Origin of the sequence: Limnospira indica PCC 8005, from assembly GCF_000973065.1 — a bacterium.
In the GTDB taxonomy this organism is placed as follows: domain Bacteria; phylum Cyanobacteriota; class Cyanobacteriia; order Cyanobacteriales; family Microcoleaceae; genus Limnospira; species Limnospira fusiformis.
In genome coordinates this window covers 2,198,230-2,213,014 of sequence record NZ_FO818640.1, presented here as the reverse complement: position 1 = coordinate 2,213,014, position 14,785 = coordinate 2,198,230, and the positions used below count along the sequence as shown (strand labels likewise).

The 14,785-nt window shown below is 43.0% G+C and carries 11 protein-coding genes and 1 pseudogene; 5 read left to right on the top strand and 7 right to left on the bottom strand.

Annotated elements, in window-relative coordinates; genetic code table 11:
* Positions 1-37: 37 nt before the first annotated feature.
* Together XZ46_RS09700 and XZ46_RS09695 are read left to right on the top strand one after the other, a co-directional pair.
* A complete protein-coding gene (locus XZ46_RS09700; protein WP_008050100.1) occupies positions 38-1,975 on the top strand; it encodes an ABC-F family ATP-binding cassette domain-containing protein in 1,938 nt (645 codons plus the stop codon).
* A 74-nt stretch (positions 1,976-2,049) separates the two neighbouring features.
* Positions 2,050-4,917 carry a hybrid sensor histidine kinase/response regulator gene (locus XZ46_RS09695; protein WP_008050098.1) on the top strand — a complete coding sequence of 956 codons (2,868 nt, stop codon included), beginning with the start codon at positions 2,050-2,052 and terminating at the stop codon, positions 4,915-4,917.
* A 147-nt stretch (positions 4,918-5,064) separates the two neighbouring features.
* Here XZ46_RS09695 and dusA read toward each other — a convergent pair whose 3' ends face one another.
* Positions 5,065-6,069 (bottom strand): tRNA dihydrouridine(20/20a) synthase DusA, encoded by a 1,005-nt coding sequence (dusA, locus tag XZ46_RS09690; protein WP_008050096.1) that lies wholly within the window; start codon positions 6,067-6,069, stop codon positions 5,065-5,067.
* Positions 6,070-6,356: 287 nt separating this feature from the next.
* On the opposite strand from dusA, the gene XZ46_RS09685 reads away from it, so the two are divergent.
* Positions 6,357-7,250 (top strand): ATP adenylyltransferase family protein, encoded by an 894-nt coding sequence (locus XZ46_RS09685; protein ID WP_008050092.1) that lies wholly within the window; start codon positions 6,357-6,359, stop codon positions 7,248-7,250.
* On the opposite strand, the gene XZ46_RS09680 is transcribed toward XZ46_RS09685, so the two are convergent.
* Positions 7,247-8,170: a MauE/DoxX family redox-associated membrane protein gene (locus XZ46_RS09680; protein ID WP_006670457.1), complete on the bottom strand. Its 924-nt coding sequence runs from the start codon at positions 8,168-8,170 to the stop codon at positions 7,247-7,249. The two genes, XZ46_RS09685 and XZ46_RS09680, sit on opposite strands and share 4 nt — an antisense overlap.
* A gap of 445 nt (positions 8,171-8,615) precedes the next feature.
* Here XZ46_RS09680 and XZ46_RS09675 point away from each other — a divergent pair, with 445 nt between their 5' ends.
* Both XZ46_RS09675 and XZ46_RS09670 read left to right on the top strand, forming a co-directional pair.
* On the top strand, positions 8,616-9,587 hold the full coding sequence (locus XZ46_RS09675) for a thermonuclease family protein (RefSeq protein WP_006626215.1): 972 nt from the start codon (positions 8,616-8,618) through the stop codon (positions 9,585-9,587).
* Positions 9,588-9,592: 5 nt separating this feature from the next.
* Complete coding sequence (locus XZ46_RS09670) at positions 9,593-10,111, top strand: heme-binding protein (RefSeq protein ID WP_006626216.1); 519 nt, start codon at positions 9,593-9,595, stop codon at positions 10,109-10,111.
* Between the two features lie 267 nt (positions 10,112-10,378).
* Here XZ46_RS09670 and cysH read toward each other — a convergent pair whose 3' ends face one another.
* The 5 genes and pseudogenes from cysH to XZ46_RS37795 all read right to left on the bottom strand — a co-directional run bounded on the left by cysH (position 10,379) and on the right by XZ46_RS37795 (position 14,628).
* Positions 10,379-11,200 (bottom strand): phosphoadenosine phosphosulfate reductase, encoded by an 822-nt coding sequence (cysH, locus tag XZ46_RS09665; RefSeq protein ID WP_006626217.1) that lies wholly within the window; start codon positions 11,198-11,200, stop codon positions 10,379-10,381.
* Positions 11,201-11,327: 127 nt separating this feature from the next.
* A complete protein-coding gene (locus XZ46_RS09660; RefSeq protein WP_230428096.1) occupies positions 11,328-12,437 on the bottom strand; it encodes an RNA-guided endonuclease InsQ/TnpB family protein in 1,110 nt (369 codons plus the stop codon).
* A pseudogene (locus XZ46_RS09655) lies at positions 12,400-12,972 on the bottom strand (IS607 family transposase). The gene XZ46_RS09660 and the pseudogene XZ46_RS09655 overlap by 38 nt, the downstream one beginning before the upstream one ends.
* A 636-nt stretch (positions 12,973-13,608) precedes the next feature.
* Complete coding sequence (locus XZ46_RS37800) at positions 13,609-14,001, bottom strand: RNA-guided endonuclease InsQ/TnpB family protein (protein ID WP_008050085.1); 393 nt, start codon at positions 13,999-14,001, stop codon at positions 13,609-13,611.
* A gap of 51 nt (positions 14,002-14,052) precedes the next feature.
* On the bottom strand, positions 14,053-14,628 hold the full coding sequence (locus tag XZ46_RS37795; RefSeq protein ID WP_008050082.1) for an RNA-guided endonuclease InsQ/TnpB family protein: 576 nt from the start codon (positions 14,626-14,628) through the stop codon (positions 14,053-14,055).
* Positions 14,629-14,785 lie beyond the last annotated feature (157 nt).

The window sequence follows — 14,785 nt, the reverse complement described above, 5'->3', positions numbered from 1 at the left end:
ACTATTAATATTTGCCAATAAAGCCCTTAGCTAAAAGATGAATATATTAACTCTACAATCAGTTCAAAAAGACTTCGGGACTAAAGAAATTCTTAGGGATGCTAACCTGAATTTAGGAGTTATGGATAAAGTGGGTTTAATTGGAACTAATGGTTCTGGAAAATCCACCCTACTAAAAATGATTGTAGGTAGCGAACATATTGATGGCGGTCAACTCTGGGTTAACCCGAAAATTAAACTAATATATTTGCCGCAACAACCAGAACTTGATGAAAATAACACCGTTTTAGAACAGGTTTTTGCTGATAGTGGTGATAAACTGCATCTGATTCAGGAATATGAGGAACTTTCCTTAAAAATTGCTAAATTTCCCGATGATGAAAGCCTCATGACTCGCTTTTCCGAAATTATGCAGCGCATGGATGCTAGTAATGCTTGGGAGTTGGAAACTCAGGCAAAAATTATTTTAACTAAATTGGGAATCGAGGATTTTGATGCCAAAATTGGCAGCCTTTCGGGAGGATATCGCAAACGTATTGCTTTGGCGGCGGCGCTATTGCGAGAACCAGATGTTTTATTAATGGATGAACCGACTAACCATCTTGATGCTATGTCTGTGGAATGGTTACAGGATTATTTGAATAGTTATCGGGGCGCTTTGTTTTTAATTACTCACGATCGCTATTTTTTAGATAGGGTCACTAACCGCATTATTGAAATCGATCGCGGTGATTTATATACCTACTCCGGCAATTATTCCTATTACTTGGAAAAAAAAGCCGAAATGGAAGATGTAGCGGTCAGCCAACAACATAAACATAAAGGAGTTTTGCGCCGAGAATTAGAATGGTTAAAGCGAGGACCCAAAGCCAGAAGCACTAAGCAAAAAGCCCGGATTCAACGCATTGAAGAAATGCAGGATGTTGAGTTTAAATCAACCCTCGGCAAAGTCGAAATTTCTACCCCCGGTCGCCGCATAGGTAAGAAGGTAATTGAGTTAAAGGATATTGCGAAATCCTATGATGACAAAACTTTAATTAAAGATTTTACCTATACATTTAACCCCCAAGACCGCGTGGGAATTATTGGCAGTAATGGAGTCGGAAAATCTACCCTTTTAGATTTAATTACGGGTCGGGTTGAACCGGACTCGGGAACTGTGGAAATTGGCAGCACTATTCATATTGGCTATTTTGACCAACATTGTGATAACCTGCTGGAAGCGATGAATGAAAATCAGCGGGTTATTGATTATTTAAAAGAGGTGGCAGAATATGTGACTACCGCTGACGGAACCCAAATTACCGCTTCCCAAATGTTGGAGAGGTTTCTATTTCCTCCCGCCCAACAATATGCTCCCTTAAATAAGCTATCTGGCGGCGAAAAACGGCGTTTGTTTCTGTTACGGGTATTAATGGAAGCACCCAATGTTCTGATTTTAGATGAACCGACTAATGATTTAGATGTGCAGACTCTTTCGGTGTTGGAAGAGTATTTAGAGGAGTTTAATGGATGCGCGATCGTGGTGTCTCATGATCGCTATTTTTTAGATCGCACCGTCGATATGATTTTCGCCTTTGAGTCTCAGGGAGTCCTGCGTCAATATCCCGGTAATTATTCGGTTTATTTGGACTATAAACAAGCCGAAGAAGTCGCCAAAGCACAGTCACAGCAAATGCAGGTCGAGGCTACCCCCAGCCAACCAGAACCGGAAAAATCCCCCCGCTATTCCTGGGGGAAAGACGGGCGGCGCAAACTTTCCTCTAAGGAAAAGCGAGAGTATGAAAACCTGGAAAAAGAAATCGCTAAGTTAGAGGAGAAAAAACAGCAGTTAGAGGCGGAACTTTACCAAGCCTCATCAACTTCTGTCAGTCGGGTGCAGGAGTTACACCAGCAAGTTGAGTCCTTGACAGTGGAAATTGATCAGGCGACAGAAAGATGGATGGAGTTGGCAGAAATTGCCAGTTTATCTTAGAATAAGGGAGGGGGGCTAGGCTTGCACAATCACCATTTCACCGTAGCATCTTTAGCAAGAAAGCAGAAGTTATCATGGCTAAGTTAGACCCGCTTCCCGAAATTCTTGATGCCCTAGCCCGGTCAATGGAAAAGCAATTCCAGGGGGGACTCTGTTCGATTTTACTATGCGATCGCCACGGGAAACTACACCACGGCGCAGCCCCTAATTTACCCAAGGCTTATTCCCAGGCTTTAGATGGGATGATCATTGGTCCCGAAGCTGGTTCCTGTGGAAAAGCTGCTTTTTGTCGGGATATTGTCATCGTTGCTGATATTGCGACAGACCCCCTATGGCAAAACTTCAGACATTTAGCCCTAGAACATCAATTGCGTGCTTGTTGGTCGGCTCCGGCGATCGGTAGTGATCAGCAAGTTTTAGGAACTTTTGCGGTTTATTTCAAGACCTGTCGCACTCCCCAAAATCAAGACTTAGAAATTCTCAGCCTTAGCGCCCATATTGCCTCCATTGCTATTGAACGCGATCGGACTACCCAAGCCTTAGCCGACTTAAATCAACAGTTAGAAGTGCGGGTAGAAGAACGTACCGCCGCCCTCAGAGAAAGTGAAGCTAAGTTAGAAGCAATGCTTAATTTTGCTCCGGCGGTAATTTATGTCAAAGACTTACAAGGACGACATACCTTTGTTAACAGGGCATTTCTGACATTATTTAACTGTACTCTAGCAGATATCATTGGCAAAGTTAACCATGATTTTTACCCACCCGAAGTCGCTGATGTTTTTGAAAAACATGACCGCATAGTAATTGAATCTTGTCACTTCCATCAGCTCGAGGAAGAGGTGACCATCCATGACCAAAATTATACTTTCCTCTCCCATAAGTTTATCCTGTTTGACCAAAATCAGCAACCCTACGCCCTCTGTGGTATTTCCAATGATATTACCCAGCGCAAGGCTTTCTACAATGCCCTCCAACGCAGTCAAGAACAACTCAAGGCAACTTTGCAAGCCATTCCCGACCTAGTATTTAGACTGAACAGCCAAGGGGAATATCTGGCTATTTATCCATCCGAATATGTCGGAAATTTAGTGGACATCAAATTAGCCATTGGTCACTCAATCAAGGAACTATTACCCCCCCCTATTGCGGCGAAATATAGTCAGGTTACGCAAACAGCCCTAGCCACCAAAACCCTACAAACCTATGAACAAGATGTAGTGATTGATGGGGTTTTGCGTCATGAAGAAGTCCGGGTGGCTCCCTGTGGTGACCATGAGGTAGTTTTTGTCATTCGGGATATTAGCGAACAGCAAGCAGCAGTTCGTGAACGCCAAAAATCCGCCGCCACGATCAAGAAAAGTGAGGACAGATTTGCACGCATTGCCAATAATATGCCGGGGGTTTTATATCAATATGTTTTGCATCCTGATGGCTCCCATGATTTTATCTATATGAGTGAACGCTGCCAACAAATTTTTGGTTTAGATGCTTATACAATCACCAGAGATGCTAATGAGTTATTCAGACTTTTTGAGGCGGAAGATTTTATCTCTCTTAAATCCTCAATTTTGCTATCTGCAAGCACCTTAAACACCTGGTCTTGGGAAGGAAAATTGATTACCCCATTTGGTGAAAAAAAATGGATACAGGGTATTTCTCAACCCGAACAACAAGCTAATGGCGATATTCTTTGGGATGGGGTAGTGGTAGACATCAGTGAACGTAAATTGATGGAAATCAAATTACAAAAAACTGTAGCCGAGTTAGACCGGGCTACCCGCCTTAAAGATGAGTTTCTGGCAAATATGAGCCATGAACTGCGTACCCCTCTTAATGGGATTTTGGGGATGTCGGAAGCGTTAAAACAAGGCATATTAGGGACATTGAACCCTAATCAACATCATGCGATCGCCATGATTGAAAAAAGTGGTAAACACTTACTAGAATTAATTAGCGATATTCTGGATATCTCCAAAATCGAGGCGGGGAAACTCGAACTATATCTAACCGAAGTATCAGTGCAGGAACTATGTAACTCTAGTTTAACTTTAGTCAATCACTTGGCATTTACCAAACAAATTAATATAGAGAGTAACATACCCCAGCAATTACAAAAAACTTTCATCAAAGTAGATAATCGGCGGCTGCGTCAAGTCCTGATTAACTTGCTAAGTAATGCGGTAAAATTTACCCATAAATCTGGTAAAATTAACTTAAATGTAGGGATAAGACTATCTCCTAATCCGGCAATTCCAACTCCTCAATCAATCTATTTCTCAGTCATAGATAACGGAATTGGGATTGCTCCCGATGACTTAGATACACTGTTTTTACCTTTCACCCAAATTGATAGTAGTCTCAATCGTCAATATAGTGGAACCGGACTGGGATTAGCTTTGGTTAAACAAATCATAGAATTACATGGCGGTTGTGTTGAGGTGAGCAGTCAACTGGGTAAAGGTAGCTGTTTTACGGTTTATTTGCCCTTTAAAGAAGCATCAAATAATATCATCTCCAAAACAGATGATAATTATAACTTAAAATTGCCGATTTATTCTGCGATTAATTATCCCAAATCTCCGTTAATTATGCTGGCGGTAGATAACGAGGCTCATTTGATTACACTGTCTAGTTATCTGGAAGCTAAAGGCTATAGTTTATTGATAGCTAGAAATGGACAGGAGGCGATCGCTTTAATCAAATCCCAATCTCCCCAATTAGTTGTAATGGATATTCAAATCCCTGTGCTTGATGGTTTAGCATCCATTAAATATATTCGCCAAAATCTCAAGTTAACTAACTTACCAATTATTGCCTTAACTGCTGTAGAAAACACTGGCGAACCGGAAAAATTACGAGAAGCGGGAGCCAATGAATATCTAACTCAACCGATTAAATTAAAACATTTATCTAACCTAATTCATAACCTTTTAAACCCCTAACCTTGTCCCTATAGTCCCACCCATCATCAAAGCCAGTCCCGTTAACTATCGCCCCTCAATTATAGCAATAAATGTGGTCGGTTAGATGTTGTTGTCAGAGGCGATCGCCTTTTTATATTGACTGAAAAGTGCGATCGCTTTTGGGAGTCAGGGAACCTCGGCTAAAGCGGCTTTAACTACTTCCACGCCAGTGCCGGGAAGGTGTGCGTTTTCGCTTAAATATCGCTTCCAGGCTTTAGTCCCTGGTTGTCCAGCGAAAAGTTGTAGGATATGGCGGACAACGCTGTTAAGTCGCCCTCCCTGACTTAACCAATTTTCGATATAGGGAAGCATTTGTTCTACTACCTGATGACGGGTGGGTGGGTTGATATTTTCGCCGTAAATTTCTCGGTCAGCGATCGCAAATAAATAGGGATTATCATAGGCGGCGCGACCAATCATTACCGCATCAACTTTTGTGAGTTGTTGTTTCACCTGTTCAAGGGTAGTAAATCCTCCATTAATTTCAATTGTCAAATCGGGAAATTCTGCCTTGAGACGGTGAACATCTCCATAACGCAGGGGGGGTATATTTCGGTTATCTTTGGGGCTTAATCCTTGTAGCCATGCTTTGCGCGCGTGAACGGTAAAACGCTGACACCCAGAGGCGGCGACCACCCGCACAAATGCGGCCATATCTTCATAGCGATCGCGATTATCGATACCAATACGATGCTTAACTGTTACTGGAATATTAACTGCTTTTTTCATGGCTGAGATAGCTTCAGCAACTCTTTCCGGTTCCGCCATTAAACAAGCGCCAAAGTTACCATTTTGCACCCGCGCACTCGGACAACCTACGTTGAGGTTAATCTCATCATAACCCCAATCTTCGGCGATTTTAGCACAGGTCGCCAGTTCATTAGGATCATCTCCCCCAACCTGTAAGGCGAGGGGTTTTTCTTCTGGTGAAAAGTCCAGTAATTTGTGGCGATCGCCGTTAATAATTGCAGCACTTGTCACCATTTCTGTATACAGTAGGGGACGGCGGGTAATTTGTCGCATGAAGTAACGAAAATGGCGATCGGTCCTATCCATCATGGGTGCAATACTCAGGATATGACTTTGATAATTGTCCTCACTTAACCTCAGTTGGGGACTGATAGCTGTCATGTTTAAAATCATAGACTATACTATAATTAGAGTATCTAAGACTATCTAATAATAGTATACCATGACTAATTTTTATGGCAATCTTTCCCCCCAACCATTCCGCCCAAATATCTGATCAATACTCACCAACTGCTCAATGTTCAGCCCGGATTAACTCATCACTCTGCGCCATATCTTCCCCCATGACATCATCGATATTAATCAACCCGTGATTAGGCAAAAAATTACAGGTAAAACTTGATATAATTAGTGGGCTTACTGATTACTTACTGAGTCCATAATTAACCATGCTAGAACCAGGGACATTACTGTTAAAACTTCAACAGCAAACCGCACGGGCTTTAGAGGTCGGTGCATTACAGCCTATTAGCACCCATTATCAGCTCATTGAACAGGCGGAAATCCCTTTTTTGGTCAGGGTGATAGATAATCTACAACGCAAGGCTACAGTCCAGGAAAAGCAGGAAAAAACCCAGACCGCCACCGGGGTAGAATTTAATCCTTTTTTACCTTATGACCCTGATTTATTTGTCGAGAATTTATCAGCTACTCATGTGGGTTTACTTAATAAGTTTAATGTCGTCGATTATCATCTGTTGATAGTAACGCGGGATTTTCAAGAACAGGATAGTTTACTAACCTTAGAAGATTTTGAGGCTATGTGGCTGGCTTTGACCGAAATTGACGGTTTAGCCTTCTATAATGGTGGTCGAGAGGCGGGGGCTAGTCAACGCCATAAACACCTTCAACTTGTGCCGTTTCCCCTAATTCCTAATGGTTTAAATGTACCGATTGAAAAGGCGATCGCATCTAGTATTTTTTCCGGTTCAATCGGTAAAATACCCCCCTTTGAGTTTCGCCATACTTTATCATTATTTGAACCCGGTTTAGTCACTGATTATAAATTAGCCGCCCAAGTGACTTTGGCAGAGTATTTAAAATCCTTGGATTTTCTGAACATCTCAATTAATGATCAGGGGAAACCCGCCACACCTTATAACTTATTAGCGACTCGAAATTGGCTGTTAATTATACCGCGATCGCAAGAAAGTTTTGACGAAATATCCGTTAATTCTTTAGGGTTTGCGGGGGCGCTACTGGTTGGTAATCATCAACAATTGGCACAACTAAAGCAACAACAACCCTTAACTATTCTTAAGTCTGTGGCTTTCCCTATTTAAGCTACAGATAGCGCCTGTTTAATGCGTTGAACAAATGATGCAGGCATTCCCGCCACCCATTTTTCTCGGATGATACCATCTTCCACTATTACAGCGGTGGGGACAGTATCAATTTTTAGGCGATCGTATGCTACGCTATCTAAAGCGACCACCGAAAAATTGAGTTGATAACTATCAACAAACCACCGCATTTCATCATAATTAGTAAACGCGACAACCCCTAAAACATCAGGCAATTCCGGGCAATCATGGACAATTTTTAACACCTGTAACCAGTCCTTGCACTGAGGACAGCGGGGACTCATAAAAACGATTAATTTTGAACCCAAACTGAGGTCTAAATCTACTGCTTCTCCTAACCATTGATTTTGCCAGGGTCGGTTAGCTTGAATCGGCGCTAAATCAAGGAATGGATAGCCATGAATATCTAAATAGGCTAGGGAAGCTGAGGCGGCTGTATAGCTAACTAAAAACGTCGCTATAACAATCATCCACCGCCATAAAATAGTCCCTGTGTTATAGTTGCCAATTAAACCTACACCTAGGAAAATAATATATAATAAATTCAGCAGTAAACTTTGATTGGGGGTGATTTTTAGCCAGCCATTATAACAGCCACAATCTTCCGTTTTTCCCGTCGATGTACTCCAATAAGTTAACCACGACAGACCCATTAAAATTATGATACTAAACGGGATCATAATGGCGGGTGTCGCCCCGAAAATTAACGCGGTTCCTATGGTCGCTTCAACAGCTATAAAAGTGATGGTTATCGGTTCAATTAACCCAGAAGTAAATAGCCTCAGTTGGGCGATGTGTTGGGCGAATTTCCAAGGTTCACTAATTTTGGCGATCGCTGTTAGTAAAAATACACTTCCGACAAATACAATACCAAAATTAGCTAATGTTGCGGATATCATAGTTAAATCATGGTTAAGCGTTAATCACAGGGGTTGGGCTTCCTACAGGTTATCCCCGAATCAACTAGAGACCCAGGGAAACCTATATACACTGGGGAAAGGACATCTGACAATTATGTGATAAAACTTTGCATTGTTCAAGATTTAACCTTCCCATATCTATGATATCATTGTTTATCTTCAATAGTAGCTTTACCTCATTTTGGTATCCCCAACTGAGGCGATCGCTTGCTTATTTGGGAGGGACACAAAATCTATAGCAATTCCTGATTGATCTACATCTAAACTCCCCTTACCCTATTGGGGAGAGGGGTTAGCAGTGAGGGATTAGATAAGTTAAAATCTGATTAATACCCATGAAACAATCCCTTAATACTTCATAATTCAGTCAGGTTAATAACTGCTATAGAAGACTCTTGTAAATTACCAGTATACTTATAGAAAAGTGGGAACTAGAATTAACAACCTACAAGTTACTAAAGTTGTAGATGGAGATACTATCAAAGTCTTGCTAAATGGTCGCCGAGAACCTCTGCGATTGCATTGCGTTGATACCGAGGAATCATTTGCTAAAGGTTCCAAACCTGTCACGCAAACCGGAATAGAGGCTTCAGCTATGGCTAAAAAATACTTCACCGAAGCTGATGGAACCTTAACCCAAGTTGATTTGGAATTTGATAGTCATGATTCCTTAAAAGTCTGCTTAGACAAATACCGAGATACCTATGGTCGTTTGATTTGCTATGTTCATAAGGGCGATGATAATTATAACTTGCGATTAATTCAAGAAGGTTGGAGTCCCTATTATATTAAATATGGGCGATCGCAATTTTATCACCGCCAAATGATGGAAGCAGAAGCGATCGCTCAATCCCATAATCTCATCATTTGGAATCGTAATTTACCTCAAAATAAGCCATTTCGTGATTATGAACTATTAAGCTGTTGGTGGTCATTAAGGGATAGTATTATTCAAGATTATCGCCATCATGGCAAAACAGCCGGAGTGCTTTCTGTCCGTTTTGATTATCCCGAAATTCTAGCCGCCGCCGCTAGTCAACAATGGATTACTGTATTTTGTGACTTACAAGATGGTATCACCAAATGGATTGGTAATAGTGCCTTAATTCATACAGGGTCAAAAGACCATATTATCAAGTTATGGATACCAGAAGCCAAAAGCGATAAAAATGCACCCATTGTCCGATTGATTAATCGTCGATATGCTGGTCTCGGTCGAGGATATGTTTATATTACTGGTCGGGTTATTATGTATCGAGATAAACCCGAAATCACCATAAATCACCCACAGCAATTATCTGATTTTTGTCCTACACCACATCACTTACAGCAATTGATAGCACTTGGGGAGCCTGATCATGTACAATCAAAGATAATTGTTGAATCTAGGAGTTAAGAAAAATGCCAGCCGATTTACCAAAAGGATTCCCAGAACCCACAGCCATTGGAACTATTGAAGTTAAAAAATACCCCCATTATCGGGCTGTTACCTACCGTCATCAGGGAGATTTAACCATCGCCACCCGCATGGCATTCAACCCCCTATTTCAACATATTAGCACTAATAATATCGCCATGACAACCCCCGTCGAGGCGCGATATTTACAGGAAGATTCCTGGGAAGAAACATCGGCGGCTGATGTGTCTTTTTTATATTCTCAACCCGAAATTAATCCCCAAACTGTTGATTCTGATGTCACCGTAACAGATACCCCAGAAATGATCGTCGTTAGCATTGGGATTCAAGGTCCTTATACCTGGGAAAGCTACCAAATACATTTGGATAAATTGAAAGACTGGTTACAACAGCATCCCGAATATCAAATTTTTGGACCCCCAAGACGCTTGTTTTATAATTCCCCCATGACTCCCCCCTATTTAAAATATAGTGAAGTACAAATCCCCATTACTCCCCGTTAACCGCTGGGGGTTGACAAGTTTTGGCGACTCATCATATAATATTGACATATTCTTTTTTCATAATTGGAATGTTTTAGTCAAAAAAAAAATGTGTATTTCCCCATTATATAAATAATACCACAGCCTCACCCCAAAATCAAGACGCGACCCCCAACCAGAAATTTTTGTAACAATTATTAATTTTTTGTTACAAAAGTTAATCTAATTATCAGAATAGACCGATACCGGGGAATCGCCCTGGGTGTAACCATAACAGGCGGGACTATGTTAGAGGGAACTAGAATCCAAGCTCTTGGCTTCTTCGTCGCTTTGGGGAAGGTGTAAGCCGCACTCTTGTTTAAGTCCCCGGAACCGGGTATCACGATCGCTTTGATCACTATCAGTCACCGGGCGACTGGAATGCCAATCACCAACAGTAGTGTAACCGAGGTCAAAATAGGGATGATAGGGGAGGTCGTGGGCGGTTAGATATTGATAGACATCGCGGGAATGCCAATTAAGAATCGGGTAAACCTTATAACGACCCGATTGGTAATCAATAGAACGCAAAGTTTGGCGGTGTGCGGTCTGATCAGCCCTAAGTCCCGCCAACCAAGCCGTAGCCCCAAGTTCATTTAAAGCCCGTTGCATAGGTTCAACCTTGCGGATTTGGTCATAGCGGTTAAAGGCTTCGAGATCATTTTGTTCCCACAGACGACCATAAAGTGCTTCCATCCTAGCCGGAGACAGGGAAGATTGATAGACTTTCAGATTGAGTTGGAGGCGCTGAGTCAATTCTTCAGCAAAGCGGTAGGTTTCAATGGGAAGATAACCCGTATCGACCCAAATCACCGGAATATCTGGAACTACCTGGGTAACTAGATGTAGCATCACAGCCGATTGGATACCGAAACTGGTACTCATCAACAACCCTGACCCAAAAGTTTCCGCAGCCCATTTCACAATATCAGTAGCATTAGCATTTTTGAGGCGATCGTTAATGCTATCGAGATCCAGTTGCTCTAAAGTGCGATCGTCACAGCACCCGTTTTGGTCTGACGGGATAGATGCAGATTGTCCGTTGGAATTAATTAGACTCAAATTCGTCATCTTTTTTCCCTCCTAGAGACCCCCGCCATAGCTGTATTCAGCTGGGCTGGCTGCCGGAGTAAACGAGGGGCAGCACTTAGTTGGCATACGAATAACCATCCTTCTTGTGAATATTTGACTGATACATTTACGCGACATTTTTCCGGTTGTTCCCGGACAATGCAACGATAGCACTATTACCCGTTAAGGTAACAGAGGCGGTATCCCGCAAAGCTTTTAGAAAGATTCCAAAAGCACCGTTCCAGTCCCTAGGTAGAGTGAACCCACACTCCGGACATCGGAACACTTTTGAGCCACCTAGCTGGGAATGCACATGACCACAGTGAGTACAGGTTTTGCTGGTGTATTCTTCCGTCACATCTACAACTGTGGTTCCAGTTATTTCCCCTTGATGTCTCAGGGTTAGTTTGAATCGATAATGCGCCCATGTCAGCATGGCGCGGGCAGTCTTAGACCTGATTAGACGCTTCACCTTGGCAACCATATCGGAAGTCTCGAAGGTGGGCAAAAAAATTAGGCTGTAGTTGTGAGTCAAGTAGTGAGCAATTTGTTTGTGGGCTTCATCAACTAGATTGCGGATTTTGGTTCTCATTCGTTGAGCCGCTTGCCTCATCCGTCGCCTCCTTGAACGACAGGGTTCCTTGGCGATTCGGCTCATTAAATCATCCAAATGTTGACATAGCCTAGTAATGCGTCCAATATCCCCGGAGCCCAATTCCAGAAATCGTGAACCATCAAACCCGGTTATGAAAGTTCGCACACCCGGGTCTAATGCAATCACGCCAGTAGCGTCAGTTGGGGTAACGGCAACTGGTTCAGGGAAAATCGCCAACCATCGACCTTTGGTAAACACCAACTGAGTCCCTTGCCCGCAAGTTTTAGGGATGGGTTCGGAAACCATGAAAGTTAATCCTTTCGTGAGTCTTGGATACCAACTCCCTGAAGAGAAATTAGCATCGTTAAACTTGATGGCTTGAGAACTATCCCGACAGCTCCTAAACCTGGCGCCAGGACTGGCTGAAAAGGCGAGATAGGCATCAAAGATGGCATTTTGCCGAATGTGGCCGGGTGTTTCTTTGACCCATTCGGGTAAGTCACTCTGCATCACTTTATTGCGTAACTTTAACTTGCTTAGTCGTTTACCACTCCTAGATAATGCAATTGCTTGGTTGTAGCAATACCGACAAGCAGCCAGCCATTTACGCCAGACTTGATTTAGCTCTGGGCTGGGGTAAATCCGGATCTTCTTTGACCTGAGTTTTGTATTTACTCCGTCCGTATAATCTGGAGCTAAAGCAGTGGAGGAGGGCGAGGATGTCCTCAACCATTTCTGGTTCTGGACTGAGACTTGTCTGGTTGAGAACCATGAGTGAGCAACTGTTTTGCTCACAGAGCCATCCAAACAAGTCAAATCCCCATATTGCCAATCGGTCTGGGTGGGCAACGACAACCATGCCGACATCTCCTGACAAATGATGTCCCAGTAAGGCCAGCATTTTCTTTCCCTTGAAGTTGAGCCCGCCTCCGATTTCTGAGACGACTTCTGCTTCGGGGTAGAGGTTGGACAGTGCGGCCACCTGTCGGTTGAGGTCTGACTGCTGGGCGTGGCTACTAACTCTGGCATAGATAACGACTTTGCGTTTGTCACTGCCTGATTTGGCAGCAGTATATCACTCAACGTTGTATCGTCGTTGCCCAGCGGGGGTTCTGATGGTGTCGATTGAGCCATTGTCGTCCCATCTGCGGAGTGTTCTTTCATGGACTCCAAGGATTTAGGCCGCTTCCTTGGGTTTGACATATTTGGCAATAGGTTTATCCTCAACCCTTCTCGCTTATTATACTGTATTGCCCTAAAATATTAACCGAATTTGTGATTAAATCATGCTCTCTCCACGCTAAAGCAACGGAGATTCGGGAATGAACCAAAAGTTCTCACAGGCGTAGTCAAAGCGCCCCTATAGGTAGCCATAAGGCTTCCCTTTACTTTTTTTCGATGTCCCTTTTGCCTCTCGCCGATGAAACCACTTTGCTACCGACATTTCTGCATTATGCAAGTCTGCCCTCACGGGATGTTAAGCCCCTTTCATTCGGGTCTTAGAGAAGGCAGTTATATGATACCATAGCACCCGCCGGCGTAAGCACGCCTGTCGCTTTTCCTCCCCGTTAAAGAGACGGGGCTACCAAGCCACCGAGCTTTCAGCGTGTTGAGATCTTAAAACTTCCAGCAGTAGCCGTGGTGCAACCCACAGAATCAATCGTCCGGTATGATGACTTATCCGCAGTCCCCACAGCGGGTTTAGGCATAACCCAAACAAATCTTACCCAAAAATTCCCTGAGCAACTACCCTTGTTTTGACGCTCCCCGCTCTAAATAGACGGGGATTCTTCATTCATAGACTTGCCATAATTTAGCAGGATTTCTCCAACCAAACTAGAGGGCAAATCTCTGAAGCTTGAGATTTGGTGCGCCCCACCATACTTAATCCTTTTGGCAATATGTTTAAAGCAGCGTTTCTATCACGGAAGTCTGTATATCTGCAATGAGGGCAGACATGAGTGCGAGTAGATAACGACTTTTCTACCCTTTGGTCACAATTAGAACAATTCTGAGAAGTATTATGGGGTGGAACAGCAATAACCAATTTGCCATACTTATCCCCAAAATACCCTCGCCATCGTTTAAAAGTAGCCCATCCTGCATCGGTTATCGACTTGGCTAAACGATGATTTCTAACCATACCTCGAACATTCAAGTCTTCACAAACTACCAAACCGTTAGATTGGACTAAACGGAGTGCCACGCTTTTGACAAACTCTTCTCGCTGTCTGCTTACTCTTAAATGTTTTTGGGCCTAAGGAGTTAAAGGGGTTATGGTATCTCTAGGATCTAATTTTATGGAGAATTGAACATAATATCCATCTGCTTGTCTAATAATCCTCACTCGCTTAATCTGTTCAGGCTGATAGTAATTAATATCCCTAGAGCCGATCAGCTTGAGCTTACCAATACCTTTTTGGTCGGTAAAAGTGATCTGCCGTTTATTGTCTGATAGTTTCCATCCAGAGACTTTATATTCTACCGAACGAGAATGTTTTTTGAATCTTGGATACCCCTTCTTCCCCTTGACCTGGTTTTGGCAATTCTCGTAAAAACGAGTAATGGCACCGAGAACCCTTTCAACTGCCGTTTGACAAGCATGATAGTTTAAATCCTTGACCAAATCAAACACCTTCCGCAGTGCTGTGTTGCATCGAAATAAGTCAACCTTACCTATGCCACGATTGTCCATCCAATAACGAAGCACCTTATTGCCGACAAACTGTGCTGTCCGTATTGCTTCATCAATGGCTTCGACTTGATGTGGCTTGGGTTGGACTTTGTATTCGATCACCAACATTTTGACACTGTACGCGCTGGTATCAGCCATTATAGCCTAAAAAATAAACGCGGGTTAAAACCCGCGAGTCGCCCTAACCCTCCCTTGAAAGACGAGGGCTTGCGGGCATCCCGTGTGATTTTCGTCAGATCCATAGCCAAAATTTTGGTGAAAATTTCTTGATTTCCTCCACAAGATCTTCACAATC